At 68.4% G+C, this 13,885-nt stretch carries 12 protein-coding genes; 6 read left to right on the top strand and 6 right to left on the bottom strand.

The window, feature by feature from the left end:
* Positions 1-15: 15 nt before the first annotated feature.
* From QM708_RS14510 to QM708_RS14495, 4 genes are all read right to left on the bottom strand, one after another.
* Complete coding sequence (locus QM708_RS14510; RefSeq protein ID WP_415110045.1) at positions 16-759, bottom strand: ABC transporter ATP-binding protein; 744 nt, start codon at positions 757-759, stop codon at positions 16-18.
* Between the two features lies 1 nt (position 760).
* Positions 761-1,630 carry an ABC transporter permease gene (locus QM708_RS14505; protein ID WP_415110042.1) on the bottom strand — a complete coding sequence of 290 codons (870 nt, stop codon included), beginning with the start codon at positions 1,628-1,630 and terminating at the stop codon, positions 761-763.
* Positions 1,627-2,814 carry a UDP-galactopyranose mutase gene (gene glf, locus QM708_RS14500; RefSeq protein ID WP_415110039.1) on the bottom strand — a complete coding sequence of 396 codons (1,188 nt, stop codon included), beginning with the start codon at positions 2,812-2,814 and terminating at the stop codon, positions 1,627-1,629. The genes QM708_RS14505 and glf overlap by 4 nt, the downstream gene beginning before the upstream one ends.
* A gap of 80 nt (positions 2,815-2,894) precedes the next feature.
* Positions 2,895-4,958: an acyltransferase family protein gene (locus QM708_RS14495; RefSeq protein WP_415110036.1), complete on the bottom strand. Its 2,064-nt coding sequence runs from the start codon at positions 4,956-4,958 to the stop codon at positions 2,895-2,897.
* A gap of 98 nt (positions 4,959-5,056) precedes the next feature.
* On the opposite strand from QM708_RS14495, the gene QM708_RS14490 reads away from it, so the two are divergent.
* The 4 genes from QM708_RS14490 to QM708_RS14475 all read left to right on the top strand — a co-directional run bounded on the left by QM708_RS14490 (position 5,057) and on the right by QM708_RS14475 (position 9,189).
* Entirely contained in the window at positions 5,057-6,088 is a 1,032-nt protein-coding gene (locus QM708_RS14490; protein WP_415110033.1) for a patatin-like phospholipase family protein, read from the top strand.
* 64 nt (positions 6,089-6,152) lie between these two features.
* The gene (locus tag QM708_RS14485; protein WP_415110030.1) at positions 6,153-7,001 is read left to right on the top strand and encodes a formyltetrahydrofolate deformylase; all 849 of its coding nucleotides are present in this window, start codon (positions 6,153-6,155) and stop codon (positions 6,999-7,001) included.
* Between the two features lie 179 nt (positions 7,002-7,180).
* Positions 7,181-7,564, top strand: a complete 384-nt coding sequence (locus tag QM708_RS14480) for a DUF485 domain-containing protein (RefSeq protein ID WP_415110027.1) — start codon at positions 7,181-7,183, stop codon at positions 7,562-7,564.
* On the top strand, positions 7,561-9,189 hold the full coding sequence (locus tag QM708_RS14475; RefSeq protein WP_415110024.1) for a cation acetate symporter: 1,629 nt from the start codon (positions 7,561-7,563) through the stop codon (positions 9,187-9,189). Before QM708_RS14480 ends, QM708_RS14475 begins: the two co-directional genes overlap by 4 nt.
* An 80-nt stretch (positions 9,190-9,269) precedes the next feature.
* Here the strand turns inward: QM708_RS14475 and QM708_RS14470 are convergent, their stop codons facing one another.
* Positions 9,270-9,926, bottom strand: coding sequence for a histidine phosphatase family protein (locus QM708_RS14470; RefSeq protein WP_415110021.1), 657 nt, complete (start codon positions 9,924-9,926; stop codon positions 9,270-9,272).
* 164 nt (positions 9,927-10,090) lie between these two features.
* Here QM708_RS14470 and QM708_RS14465 point away from each other — a divergent pair, with 164 nt between their 5' ends.
* Both QM708_RS14465 and QM708_RS14460 read left to right on the top strand, forming a co-directional pair.
* Complete coding sequence (locus QM708_RS14465; protein ID WP_415110018.1) at positions 10,091-11,080, top strand: malate dehydrogenase; 990 nt, start codon at positions 10,091-10,093, stop codon at positions 11,078-11,080.
* Positions 11,081-11,699: 619 nt separating this feature from the next.
* Entirely contained in the window at positions 11,700-12,881 is a 1,182-nt protein-coding gene (locus QM708_RS14460; protein WP_415110015.1) for a sensor histidine kinase, read from the top strand.
* A 129-nt stretch (positions 12,882-13,010) separates the two neighbouring features.
* Here the strand turns inward: QM708_RS14460 and QM708_RS14455 are convergent, their stop codons facing one another.
* Complete coding sequence (locus QM708_RS14455; RefSeq protein ID WP_415110012.1) at positions 13,011-13,868, bottom strand: PPK2 family polyphosphate kinase; 858 nt, start codon at positions 13,866-13,868, stop codon at positions 13,011-13,013.
* Between the last annotated feature and the right edge of the window lie 17 nt (positions 13,869-13,885).

Genomic DNA, 13,885 nt, shown 5'->3' with positions numbered 1-13,885 from the left:
CTTCGAATGGTGTCGTCAGCCGCGCAACAACGCGACTGCCTCGTTGACATCTCCATCGTGAACGATCCTGCCACGTCGCAGCAGGATCCCACGGTCACACAGCTTCGCCACCATATCGAGATCGTGGCTCACAATCACCAGCGCCTTGCCCGAATCCTTGAGTTCACGGATGCGCGCGAGGCACTTCTTCTGGAACGGCTCGTCGCCGACCGCAAGGATCTCATCGACCAGGAACACATCCGGATCGGTATGCACCGCCACCGCGAAGGCCAGGCGCAGGAACATGCCCGAGGAATAGAATTTCACCTCGGTATCGATGAACTCCTCGATTTCGCTGAAGGCGACGATCTCGTCGAAATGCGCCTCGATCTGCTCCTCGGTCATGCCCAGGATGGCACCGTTGAGGTAGACGTTCTCGCGGCCGGTGAGGTCGGGATGGAAGCCCGCGCCCACCTCGATCAGGCCGGCGATCTTGCCACGGACGAGGATCTGCCCGCCGTCGGTGCGCATCACGCCCGAGATCAGCTTCAGCAGCGTCGACTTGCCCGAGCCGTTCAGGCCGAGCAGCGCGACCGCCTCGCCGTCACGCACCGTGAAGTTGACGTGGTCCAGCGCGTGGAACTCGTCGACGGTCGCCTCGCGCCGGCCCTTGACCTTGGCGACGATCAGTTCCTTCAGCGAGTGCGTGTGCCGGATGTTGAAGATCTTCGATACGTCGTCGACGACGACGCGTGGTGTGGTGTCGGGGGTCGCGGTCACGTCACAACTCCTGGGCGAAACGCCCGTCCAGCTTGCGGAAAACGGCTTCGCCGAAGGCGAGAACGGCCACCGACGCCGCCGCAGCGATCATCGCCCACAGCGGCAGCCCGGGCACCGACTCGTAGGTGACGCCCCGGGTGGGCGCCCAGAAGCAGTAGTGGAACAGCTCGATGGCCGGCGTGATCGGGTTCAGCTGGTAGATGGTCCACCCGGCGCCCCCGCCGAGCACCTCCCACACGTTCTTCCAGTGGTAGAGCACCGGAGAGGTCCAGCTCACCACCATGGCGATCAGGTCGACCAGGTTCTCGGCGTCCCGCACCAGCACGTTGATCGCACCGAACAGCAGGCCGAGACCGAGCGCCAGCAGGGTCAGGATCGCGAAACCGCCCAGGCCCGCGAGCAGGTTCAACGGGCCCGGACGCCACCCCATCGCGAAGGAGCCGACCAGCAGCACCACGAGTTGGGGCACGAAATGCGCACCGGCCACGTACACCGAGGACACGCAGAACAACTGCCGGGGAAGATAGATCTTCTTCACCAGCGCGGAGTTGCCGACCACCGCGCGGGTGGCGTTGCCGAACGCCTCGTTGAAGAAGTTGATCGCGATGATCCCCGAGAACAGGTACAGCGGAAAGTTGGGCACCGCCCTGTTCATGCCGAGAAAGACGCCGACCGCGAAATAGAACACGGCGAACTGCACGGCGGGCTTGACGTAGCTCCACAGCATGCCGAGCACCGAGCCGCGATAGCGCACCCGCAGTTCCTTGCGAACCAGCAGTTTCAGCAGATAGCGGTTACGGATGGCGTCGATCAGCCCGAGACCGCCCCCGGGACGGACGAATCCGTCCTCGGCTTCCCAGGCGGCACTCACGCGTCGACGCCGCCGCTCTCGAGCTGGGTGCCCTCGGCGAAGTGCGGGCGGATCTTGTTGTCGAACATGCTGAGCGCCGCGCCGATCGCCATGTGCATGTCGAGGTACTTGTAGGTGCCCAGGCGCCCACCGAACAACACGTCCGACTCCGCCTTGGCCCGGTCGCGGTAGCGCAGCAGGCCCGAGCGGTCGGCGTCGGTATTGATCGGGTAGTACGGCTCGTCGTCACGGCCGGCGAACCGGCTGTACTCGCGCATGATGATCGTCGCGTCCTTGGTGTAGTCGCGCTCGGGGTGGAAGTGCCGGAACTCGTGGATGCGCGTGAACGGCACATCGGGGTCGGGGTAGTTCATCACCGAGGTGCCCTGGAAGTCCTCGATCGGGAGCACCTCCTCCTCCAGGTCGATGGTGCGCCAGCCCAGCTCACCCTCGGCGTAGTCGAAGTAGCGATCCACCGGGCCGGTGTAGATCACCGGGATGTTGCCGCGCACCGCGTCGCGGTTGATCGGCTGCGAGGCGTCGAAGAAGTCGGTGTTCAGCCGCACGTCGATCTTGGGATGGTCGGCCATCCGCTCCAGCCACGCGGTGTAGCCGTCGGTGGGCAGGCCCTCCCAGGTGTCGTTGAAGTAGCGGTTGTCGTAGGTGTAGCGCACCGGCAGCCGGCTGATGATGGACGCCTCGAGCTTCTCGGGGTCGGTCTGCCACTGCTTGGCGGTGTAATGCATGATGAACGCCTCGTACAGCGGACGCCCGATCAGCGAGATGCCCTTCTCGACGAAGTTCGCCGGATCCTTGCCACCCAGTTCGGCGGCCTGCTCGGCGATCAAGGCGCGGGCCTCGGCAGGCGAGTAGGCGGCCCGGAAGAACTGGTTGATCGTGCCCAGGTTCACCGGCATCGGGAACACCTCGCCGCGGTGGCGGGTGTAGACCTTGTGCACGTAGTTGGTGAACGACGTGAACCGGTTCACGTAGTTCCACACCCGCTCGTTGCTGGTGTGGAACAGGTGCGCACCGTAGCGGTGCACCTCGATGCCCGTCTGCGGGTCCGCCTCGGAATAGGCGTTGCCGCCGATGTGCGAGCGGCGGTCGATGAGGACGACCTCGAGCCCGAGATCGTTCGCGGCTCGTTCGGCGATGGTGAGGCCGAAGAGCCCCGACCCGACGACGACCAGATCTGCTGCCACTGCCCATTCCCCTTCCTGCGGGGTAGAAAACGTCTCGGACCACCTTAGTGGCTCGCACCGCGCCGACGCACCGGGGCGCACTACGGGAGCGTGATCCTGGAGGCAAGAATAGGCGCCATCGACAACCCGAAGGTGCGGGTGATGTGGTCGCGGTCGTAGTACACCGGCAGCCCGCCCACGACCGGGTAACAGGTCGTCTCGTCGCAGAACAGGTCGGTCAGGTCGACCGCCGAGACGTCCGGCAGGCCGTCCAGCGCCGCCAGGTGGGCCACGTCGACCGGAAGCGCCACCTGGCGGGGCTGGGCACACTCCAGCGGATCGGCGTGCGAAGCCAGGCATTGCGGCCCCCACACCCCGCCGGTGCGCGGGTAGTCCCGCACGACGATGACCGGCGCGATCGGCGTCCAGGACGCCCAGGTCTCGTGATAGCCGCGGCGTCCGGTCTCCACGTCGGCGAACGTCGCCCCCGTGGACGCGGAGGTGATGATCACGTCGGGATCGGCGGCGCGTAGCTGATCGGCGAGACCGCGCGCCCAGTCGGCGCACCAGGCCGGCTCCCAGGCGTCGCCCTCGAAGGCGGTGGTGCCGGCGATATTCGCCGGGCACGAGTGCTGCAGGAACAGCTGAATGCCGTAACCGTGGGCGTCCGCGGTCGGCTTGAGCGCGTGATACAGCGTCTGGGCGTGCGAGTCTCCGACGATCGCGAGCACTTTGCCGGGCCTTTCCCCGCTCCAGCAGACCTCCTCGACGCACTCGTCCATCTGCCACGGCGAATCGGCCTCGGTGACCGGAGCCTGCAGCGGCATCGCGAACGCCGACCCGCACCGCTCGGTGTTGACCGCCGCCAGGGCACCGAAGCACGAGTCCGGGGGAATCTGTTCGCTGCGCTGGCCCTGCTCGGACTGTTCGATCCGCTCGGCCTGCTCGATCCGCTCGATCCGCTCCCGCGCGGCCTCTTGCTCCACCCGGTCCGACCAGGAAGTCCAGGCGCTGACGCCACCCACGAGGGCGCCCATCACGACGAAGGCGGCGACGATCGTCCGCCAGGCCCGGGCTCGGCGGAACCGGTCCGACAAGAAGGGCTGCTCCACCCAGGCGCGGGAGGCGTGCGCCAGCACACCCGTCGCCACCAGGATCGCCGCCTTTTCGGGCCAGTCGAGGGCGTGCCCGAGCGCGAACGGCCCCAAAGCGATCAACGGCCAGTGCCACAGATAGGCCGAGTAGGACACATCACCCAGCCACTGCACCGGGCGCAAGCCGACGACGAACGAGAGCGGATCCCACCTGCCGGTGTCCCCCGCCGCGATCACGGCGACCGTACCGAGCACGGGGACGAGCGCGATCGCGCCCGGGAACGCGGTGTCCTGCGACAGCGTCGCCACCGCCCAGGCAATGGCTGCCACGCCCGCCCAGCGCAGCACCACCGCCAGCGCGCCCGGCACGCGCACCCGGGGCAGCACGATACTCGCCAGCGCACCGAGACCGAACTCCCAGGCACGGGTGGTGGTCACGAAATAGGCGGCGGCCGGATCGGCGGCGGTGAACAGCACCGAATGCACCAGTGACGCCGCCACGACCGCGGCCAGGATCACCCCGACGGTGGGCACCACATGACCCTTCAGCAGCCGGCGGCCGAGCAGGACGCCGAGCAGGATGAGCGCCGGCCACACCAGGTAGAACTGCTCTTCAGCCGACAGCGACCAGTAGTGCTGCACCGGCGAGGCGACCTCGTTCGAGGCGGAATAGGTGACCGCGCGGCCGGCCAGCCAGAGATTCTGCACATACAGGGTGCTCGCGATCGCTTCCCGGGCCGCGGCACGCGCCAGCTGCGAGGGCAGCAGCCACAGGGCGGCCGCGGTGCTCACCGCCAGGCACAGCAGGCTGGCGGGCAACAGCCGTCTCATCCGGCGCGCGTAGAAGGAGGCCAGCCGGACGCGTCCGGTCTTGTCGACCTCGCGCAGCAGGTGGCTGGTGATCAGGAAACCCGAGATGACGAAGAAAACGTCCACCCCGACATAGCCGCCCGGCAGATCTGAGGGCCACAGGTGGAAGGTGATCACCGAGCCCACGGCCAGGGCACGCAACGCCTGGATCTCGGGCAGGAAGGTCCGCGGCGCCGGCGCAGCTGCGGGCGATTCGGGCATCGAGGACTCCGGGTGTGAAACTGAACGAGGGGGCGCCACGACGCTGACTCGCCTGCGCCCAGGGAGCATATCTCACGGTGTGCTCTTACCCTGGGGGTATGCGAATCGCTCTCGCGCTGGGCTCGGGCGGAGCCCGTGGTTACACCCACATCGGCGTCCTCGACGAACTGCACGCCCGCGGTCACACCATCGCCGCGATCTCCGGAACGTCGATGGGTGCCCTCGTCGGCGGCCTCGAAGCGGCCGGCAAGCTGGCCGACTACGTCGAATGGGTCACCACGCTCCAGCGCGGCGACGTGCTGCGCCTGCTCGATCCCGCCTTCACCGGCCCGGGCGTGTTCTGGGGGCAGAAGGTGATGGAGCGGGTCGCCGGCCTGCTGGACGGCGCCCGCATCGAGCAGTTGCCGATCCCGTTCACGGCGGTGGCCACCGACCTCACCCACGGCCGCGAGGTGTGGTTCCAGCGCGGCTCCGTCGCGACCGCGATGCGCGCCTCGATCGGCATTCCCTCGGTCTTCACCCCGGTCGTGGTGGGCGGACGCCTGCTCGCCGACGGCGGCCTGCTCAACCCGGTTCCGGTGGACGCGCTGCTGGGTGCGGACGCCGACCTCACCGTGGCGGTCTCACTGTCGGGACGCCGCAGCGGCGAGGCCGGCAGCTCCCGCCCGCTCACCGCGCCGGCCGAGACCGAGGGCATCCTCGGTGAGCTGGGCGACTGGGTGCGCCATGAGCTGTTCGAATCGGACGCCGTCCGCGGCGTCCTGGAGTCGAGCGCGGTGCGTGGCGTCCGGGAGTGGTGGCTGGAGCGGTTCGGCACCGACACAGGGCCGGCCGACGGTGCGGTCGGTCAGCTGGCGGCCGAACCGGTCACGCCCGACACCGAGACGGCCCCGCGCGACTTCGACTTCGGCGAGCTCCCCCGCGGCCTGCGCACCACCGACGTCGTCTCGCTGTCGCTGGAGGTGGCCGAGTCGCTGATCACCCGGTTCCGGATGGCGGCCAGCCCGCCGGACGTGTTCGTCGAGTTCGCCCAGGACGTCGGCTCCACGTTCGACTTCCATCGCGCCGGCGAGCTGATCGCGTTGGGACGCGCGAAGGCTGCCGAGGTATTCGACGCCGCCGGCCTGTAGCTGCCCGGTCCCACGCTCGGCCGCCCGCCGAGGCGCCGGGCGCTCGCCGGTAAGATAGCCCCTTGTGACCACTTCCTCCCACTGGGTGCTGACCCTCGAGTGCGCCGACCGTCCCGGCATCGTCCACGCCGTCAGCGGCGCCGTCGCGACCGCGCTGGGCAACATCACCGAACTGCAGCAGTTCAGCTCGAGCAGCGGCCGCTTCTTCATGCGCTTGCAGGTGCAGTCCGGCTTCGAGCGGGCCCGGTTCGAGGAGGCGCTGGCACCGTTGGCCGCCTACCTGAACGCGCAATGGCGACTCGATTCGGTCGGACGCCCGCGCCGCACCCTGATCCTGGCGAGCAAGGCCGGGCACTGCCTCAACGACCTGCTGTTCCGGACGCGGTCGGGGTTGCTCCCCATCGAGGTGACCGGCGTGATGGCCAACCATCCCCACCTGGCGCCGCTGGCGTCCTTCTACGGGGTGCCCTTCGCCGAGCACGTGGTGCTGCCCGACACCAAGGCGGCCTTCGAGCGCGCGGTGCTGGAGCGGGTCGAAGCCGACCGGGTCGAACTGGTGGTGCTGGCGCGCTACATGCAGATCCTGTCGCCCGAGCTGTGCGAGGCGCTGCAGGGGCGTGCGATCAACATCCACCACTCGTTCCTGCCCGGGTTCAAGGGCGCCAACCCCTACCGGCAGGCGCACGACCGCGGCGTGAAGCTGATCGGTGCGACCGCGCACTTCGTCACCCCCGACCTGGACGAGGGCCCGATCATCGAGCAGAACGTCACCCGGGTCGACCACGCCGCCGATGTCGCCGAACTCACCGCCATGGGCCAGGAGCAGGAGACCCGCACTCTCGCCGAGGCCGTCCGTCTGGTCGCCGAACACCGGGTGTTCCGCGACGGCGCGCGGACCGTCGTGTTCCGCTGACCTGGTACCGCAACCGCCCGACCCGCCGAGATACTCGGCGTCGAGATACTCGGCGTCGAGGTTTTGTCACGACTTCGCAACGATCACGGCGAAGTGGGCGGCTGAGATGGCAGCCGGTGCCACGCTGCACCTAGTGTGCGGCTGCCAGCGTGATGGCCGTTTTGACCAACGGAGGTTGCATGTCATCCCAGAATTCTCAGCCGGGCGGGCCCGCTGAGCACACGACCCCAGGCCGGAAAGCCCAGATTCCTGAGCAGGCCTTCATCGAAGTACAGAACTCGGAGGAATTCGGCGAGCTCCGCCGGACTTTCCGCGGCTTCGCCTTCCCGATGACCATCGCCTTCCTGGTGTGGTACTTCGCCTACGTCCTCGCGTCCGTCTACGCCAAGGACTTCATGTCCACGCCGATGTTCGGCGAGCATTTCAACGTCGGCCACTTCCTCGGCCTGCTGCAGTTCCTGACCACCTTCCTCATCACGTGGCTCTACATCCGCCACGCCAACACCAAGCTCGACCCGATCGCCTCGCGGATCCGTGAGCGCCTGGAAGGAGCGGCGAAGTGATCACCCTCGAAGCCATCAAGCTCGGCGATCCCGTCTTCAACATCATCGTCTTCGCCCTGTTCGTGGTCGGCACGCTGACCGTCGTGATCAAGGTGACCGCCAATCAGGCCAAGTCGGCTGGGTCGTTCTACACCGGCGGCGCCTCCTTCTCGGGCACCCAGAACGGCTTCGCCATCGCGGGCGACTACCTGTCCGCGGCGTCCTTCCTCGGCATCGTCGGCGCCATCGCCTTCAACGGCTACGACGGCCTGCTGTACTCCATCGGCTTCCTCGTCGCCTGGCTGGTCGCTCTGCTGCTCGTCGCCGAGCCGCTGCGCAACACCGGCAAGTACACGATGGCCGACGTGCTCTCCTTCCGGATGAAGCAGAAGCCCGTCCGCCTGGCGGCCGCCATCTCGACGCTGGCCATCTCGTTCTTCTACCTGCTCGCCCAGATGGCCGGCGCCGGCGGCCTGGTGTCGCTGCTGCTCGGCATCTCCGGTGAGTTCGCGCAGAACCTGGTCATCGTCATCGTCGGCGTCCTGATGATCGCCTACGTGCTCATCGGCGGCATGAAGGGCACCACCTGGGTGCAGATGATCAAGGCCGTCCTGCTCATCGCCGGCGCCGGCATCATGACCGTCTGGGTGCTCGCCCAGTTCGGCTTCAACCTGGACGCCCTGATGGGCAAGGCCGTCGAGATCAACGACAAGCCGCAGATGCTCGCCCCCGGCGACAAGTACAAGGACCCGGTCGGCTTCATCTCGCTGTCGATCGCGCTGGTGCTCGGCACCGCCGGCCTGCCGCACGTGCTGATGCGCTTCTACACGGTGCCCACCGCCAAGGAAGCCCGCAAGTCGGTGACCTGGGCCATCGGCCTGATCGGCGCCTTCTACCTGTTCACCCTCGTCCTCGGCTACGGCGCCGCGGCGCTGGTCAACCAGGCGACCATCAGCGAACTGCCCGGCAAGGCGAACGCCGCCGCACCCGCGCTGGCCTTCTTCCTGCCCGGCCAGGGCATGCCGGGAACCATCTTCCTGGCCGTCATCGCCGGCGTCGCCTTCGCGACGATCCTCGCGGTGGTCGCCGGCCTGACCATCACGGCGTCCGCCTCGTTCGCGCACGACATCTACAACTCGGTGCTGAAGGACGGCAACGCCGACCCGGCCGTCGAGCGCCGCGTCGCGACCACCACCGTGCTCGTCATCGGCGCGCTCGCGATCTTCGGCGGCATCTTCGCCAAGAGCATGAACATCGCCTTCCTGGTGGCGCTCGCCTTCGCCGTCGCGGCGTCGGCGAACCTGCCGTCGATCCTGTACTCGCTGTACTGGAAGCGGTTCAACACCCAGGGTTCGCTGTGGTCGATCTACGCCGGCCTGATCAGCTCGCTGACGCTGATCATCTTCTCCCCGGCCGTCTCCACGCCGCTGGGTGCGGCCAAACCGCTGGCCAGCGCGATGTTCCCCAACGCCAGCTTCGCCTGGTTCCCCTACGACAACCCGGCGATCATCTCGGTCCCGTTGGCGTTCTTCGCCGGCTGGCTGGGCACGGTGCTGAGCAAGGAAGTCTCCGATCCGGGCAAGGCCGCCGAGATGGAGGTCCGCTCGATGACCGGCGCCGGCGCCGATGGAGCCATCGCTCACTGACCGGACGCCTCAGCAAGGGCTCGCCTTCGGGCGGGCCCTTGTTGCGTCCAGGAGCAGGCCCGGCCTCACGCGGCGAGGTCTCAGCGGGTGCTCAAGGTCTCCGAGACCCCGGCGTCCAGGCCCGGATCGACCGGCCACTCCCCCGGCTGGTCGACCTCGTCCCAGTCGACGAACTCCCAGCGGGTATCCGGGCTTCCCTCCAAGGTGACCACCGTGGTGTTGCCCATCCGGCGTCCGATGATGTCCTCCACCGCCATGCCGCGGCCGCTCGCCGCCAGCCACATCCGCAAGGCGGCGCCATGGCTGACCAGCAACGCCGAGGACGCCACCGACGTGGCGATTCGGGCGATCGCATCGTCGAAACGGGCGAAGAAGGTGTCGGCGTCCTCACCCCCGGGAACCTTCGCGCTGAAATCGCCCTGACCCCACGCGGTCAGCGTGCCCACGTAGCGCTGCCACACCGGAGACATCTCGTCCTCGCCGGCCTGGATCTCGCGCAACCCGCTCAAGATCGTCATCTCCATCCCGCGCGCGGACGCCAGCGGCGCCAGCGTCTGCTGGGTGCGCACCAGATCGGAGGCGTACACCGCCTCGAAATGGTGACCATCGAGGCGCTCCACCAAATACTCGGCCTGGCTGCGGCCGACCTCGTCCAGGTCGGCGCCGGGAACGGCGGTGTCGAGCAGCCGAGCGACATTGCTGGAGGTGCGTCCGTGACGAACAAGATAAAGGCGCATACCTCTCACCCTAGGCGCCCCCGCGTCCCCGGTGGCCTCCCGTCCGTCCAGGCACGGGCCAGGAAGCGTCGAGGGTCCGGATAAGGTGATGCCGGACGCCGTCCGGTGCTAGGTTCGTGAGGTGTGAGAGGTGCCGCCTCGTCTAGTCTCAAAGTGGAGGAAACATGAGCACTGCCCCCGTCAAAGTCGCTGTCACCGGCGCTGCCGGCCAGATCTGCTACAGCCTGCTGTTCCGCATCGCCAGCGGCGCGCTGCTCGGCCCGGACCAGCCCGTCGAACTGCGCCTGCTGGAGATCACCCCGGCCCTGAAGGCGCTCGAAGGCGTCGTCATGGAGCTGGACGACTGCGCGTTCCCGCTGCTGAGCAAGGTCGAGATCGGCGACGACGCCACCAAGGTGTTCGACGGCGTGAACCTGGCCATGCTGGTCGGCGCCCGTCCGCGCACCGCGGGCATGGAGCGCGGCGACCTGCTGAGCGCCAACGGCGCCATCTTCACCGCCCAGGGCAAGGCCCTCAACGATGTCGCCGCGGATGACGTCAAGGTGCTGATCACCGGCAACCCGGCCAACACCAACGCCCTCATCGCGATGAGCAACGCCCCCGACATCCCCAACGAGCGCTTCAACGCCCTCACCCGTCTCGACCACAACCGCGCCATCTCGCAGGTCGCCGCCAAGCTCGGCGTCCCGGTGACCGAGGTCAAGAAGATGACGATCTGGGGCAACCACTCGGCCACCCAGTACCCCGACCTGTTCCACGCCGAGGTCGCCGGAAAGAACGCCGCCGAGGCCGTCAACGACCAGGCCTGGATCGAGAACGACTTCATCCCGACCGTCGCCAAGCGCGGCGCCGCCATCATCGCCGCCCGCGGCTCGTCCTCGGCCGCCTCGGCCGCGAACGCCACCGTCGAGCACATGCGCGACTGGGTGCTCGGCACCCCCGAGGGCGACTGGGTCTCGATGGCCGTTCCGTCCGACGGCTCCTACGGCGTCCCCGAGGGCATCATCTCCTCGTTCCCGTGCACCGTTTCCAACGGCCAGTACTCGATCGTCCAGGGCCTGGAGATCAACGAGTTCTCCCGCGCCAAGATCGACGCCTCCGTCGCCGAACTGGTCGACGAGAAGAACGCGGTCACCGAGCTCGGCCTCATCTGATCCGGCGCTCACGCCTGCGGCGTCCTCCTTCGGGAGGGCGCCGTTCGCGCGTCTGGGGCCCGTGGTCGCGTCCCCTCTCCGGGTGGTGGTTGCGTCCGGTGATCCGGGATTGTGGTGGCGTCCGGTGACGCCGAGGAGTGGGGTCCCCGCCCGAGGCCAGCGATGCGCACGCGCATCGCGGCCTGTATGCCCGCCACACCCAGGACCCCACTCCTCGGCGTCACCTCTGCTCGTTGGCCGTGCAAGGTGTCCGGGGGCGATGGCGTCCGCGTCATCAATGTGGAGACGTGGTGCGTCTAGTCGCCATGTCTCTACATTGACGGACGCCGAGTCATCCGAATGCGTCAATCCGACTACCGCAAACGAAGGATGGTGGACGGCAGCCGAGTCGGCGAGGATAAGGCGAAAGCCCCGTGACGGACGCCGTGCCGAGCCCGCGGAAGTCCGCTGTGCGGCGTCCTCACCGATGAATCGGCGACCAGGAGGTCCGTGATGTCCACGCTCATCCCGCCCGCGGCGGGCGCCCTCGACGGGCAGGTTCCCGTGCGCGATGCCGCCGGGGTGAGAACGGGAAACGCGCTGATCCCGTTCTGGTGCCTGGGTTCCCGGAGATGAGCGGGTGCCGCTAATCGACGCGCTCCGCCTCTGGAACGGCCGGCGCCTGGTGCGGGCGGTGCTCGCGCTCGCCGCACTGGCGGTCGACCTGTGGGTGTGGGGAGGGCACACCACCACCTGGAACGGTGGGCAGACCGACCGGACGCTGATCATCGCGCTGGCGGTGCTCGGCTATTCCTGCCTGGCGCTGTGGCGTTCGCCGGTGCCCGGCTATCTGGCCTTGTGGCTGCTCTCGTTCGGAGGACTGCTCGTGCCCTCGATCCAGGGGGTCGCCGGCTACCTGGTGGCACTGTTCCTGATGGCATGGCGGACGCCGCGGCAGGTCGCGGTGATGGCACTGGTCGGGTCGGCGGTGCCGGTCGCGGTCAACACCGCCGCGGTGTGGCTGCTCAGCAACGCCGGCACGCACGCCCTCGGCGTCCACGCCGGGGGGTGCACGCTGTTGATGGTGAGCGTCTGGCTGGTCGGCAGGCTGCTGGCATGCCGTGATCGCCAGCTCGCCGCCCAGCACAGACAGATCGAGGACGACCAGGTCGAGGCGCTGGTGGCCGAGCGCCTGCGGATCAGCCGCGAGATCCACGACACCGTGGCGCACAGCCTGACCGGGATCGTGCTGCGCGCGGCCGGCGCGCGAGCCGGGCTGGCACGCGATGCCGCCACGAAGGACGAACTCGACCGGGCGCTCGGGAGCATCCAAGGTGCGGGCGAACAGAGCATGCGCGAGCTGCACCGGCTGCTGGGCATGCTGCGCCAAACCGACAAGGCCGAGATGCGCGGCGGCATCGAACAGCTCGGCGACCTGGTCCAGTCGGCGCGGGCCGCCGGGTTGGACGTGGTCTGCCAGGGCTCGGGTGAGCCGGTCGAACTCGATCCGAGCATCGCCCACACCGGCTACCGCGTGGTGCAGGAAGGCCTATCGAACGTGATGAAGCACGCCGGCGCGGGGACACGCGTCGAGGTGGTGCTCGACTGGTTGCCCGAGAGCCTCGCGATCACCGTACGCAACGCCGCCGGCGTCCGGCCACCGGCCGCCCCGTCGGGCGGGTTCGGGCTGGTCGGCCTACGCGAACGGGTCAGCGTGATCGGCGGAACCCTCCGATCGGGCCCGACCCCGCAGGGCTACCTGCTGCACGCCGACCTGCCCACGAGCCGCACGCGCCCGGCTCCTGCGGAGGGGGAATCATGATCACCGTGTCCATCGTCGATGCTCTGCAGGCGGGCGCGAGCGGCTACCTGCTCAAGCACCCACGGCTGGGCCGGACCCGACACGCGACGGTGCGAATCCAACGGACGCCGCGCGCACCCATCCACGATCTCAGCGCATCGTCGCCTGCAGGGCTCGCCTGGCCTCGTCGACATCGAAGGTGGCCTGGGGCCAATCGAGGCCGAGTTCGGCCATGGTGCGGGTCAGGATCTCGGTGACGGCCAGGCGGGCGTACCACTTCTTGTCGGCCGGGATCACATACCAGGGGGCCTCCTCGGTGGAGGTGTAGCGGAACACGTCGGCGTAAGCGTCTTGGAAGTCGTCCCACTTCGCGCGGGTGGCCAGGTCGCCCATCGAGAACTTCCAGTGCTTGTCGGGGCGGTCCAGACGCCCCATCAGGCGTGCGCCCTGTTCGGCGTGCGACACCATCAACGCGACCTTCACCACCTTCGTGCCGGCCTCGATCAGCTTGCGCTCCCAGGTGTTGATCTCCTCATACCGCGGCCGCCACACGGCCTCGGGTACCAGGTTGTCGACGCGCACCACCAGGACGTCCTCGTAGTGGCTGCGGTCGAACACGCCGATCCGTCCGGGCGGCGGCAGCCGGCGCTCAATGCGCCACAGGTAGTGGTGGGTGCGTTCCTCGGCGGTCGGCACGCCGAAGGACGCCAGCGCGACGCCTTGCGGGTCGACCATGCCCATCACGTGCCGGACGATGCCGCCTTTGCCCGCGGTGTCGAGGCCTTGCAGCACCAGCAGCACCGACCGGCTGCCACCCGAACGCCCTTCGGCGTACAGGCGTTCCTGCAGCTCCGACAACTCCTCGCCGCGGTGAACCGTGAACGCCTCGCCGGCGTCACGGTCACCGCCCCAGCCGGGCGTCCCGGCGCGATCGAAGGTTGCCAGGTCGAAGTCCGCGCCTGCGCGCAGCGCCTGACGGGGGTCGTGCTTCCATGCATCCCGTGCCATGACGAGACTCTAGCCAG

Source organism: Propioniciclava sp. (assembly GCF_047602245.1).
Classification (GTDB): Bacteria; Actinomycetota; Actinomycetes; order Propionibacteriales; family Propionibacteriaceae; genus Propioniciclava.
This window is presented reverse-complemented; position numbering and strand designations above follow the sequence as displayed.

Coding starts and splice junctions, on each gene's coding strand:
- QM708_RS14495 (WP_415110036.1), bottom strand. CDS start 4,958: ATGCCCGAATCGCCCGCAGCTGCGCCGGCGCCGCGGACCTTCCTGCCC.
- QM708_RS14490 (WP_415110033.1), top strand. CDS start 5,057: ATGCGAATCGCTCTCGCGCTGGGCTCGGGCGGAGCCCGTGGTTACACC.
- QM708_RS14480 (WP_415110027.1), top strand. CDS start 7,181: ATGTCATCCCAGAATTCTCAGCCGGGCGGGCCCGCTGAGCACACGACC.
- QM708_RS14470 (WP_415110021.1), bottom strand. CDS start 9,926: ATGCGCCTTTATCTTGTTCGTCACGGACGCACCTCCAGCAATGTCGCT.
- QM708_RS14465 (WP_415110018.1), top strand. CDS start 10,091: ATGAGCACTGCCCCCGTCAAAGTCGCTGTCACCGGCGCTGCCGGCCAG.
- QM708_RS14455 (WP_415110012.1), bottom strand. CDS start 13,868: ATGGCACGGGATGCATGGAAGCACGACCCCCGTCAGGCGCTGCGCGCA.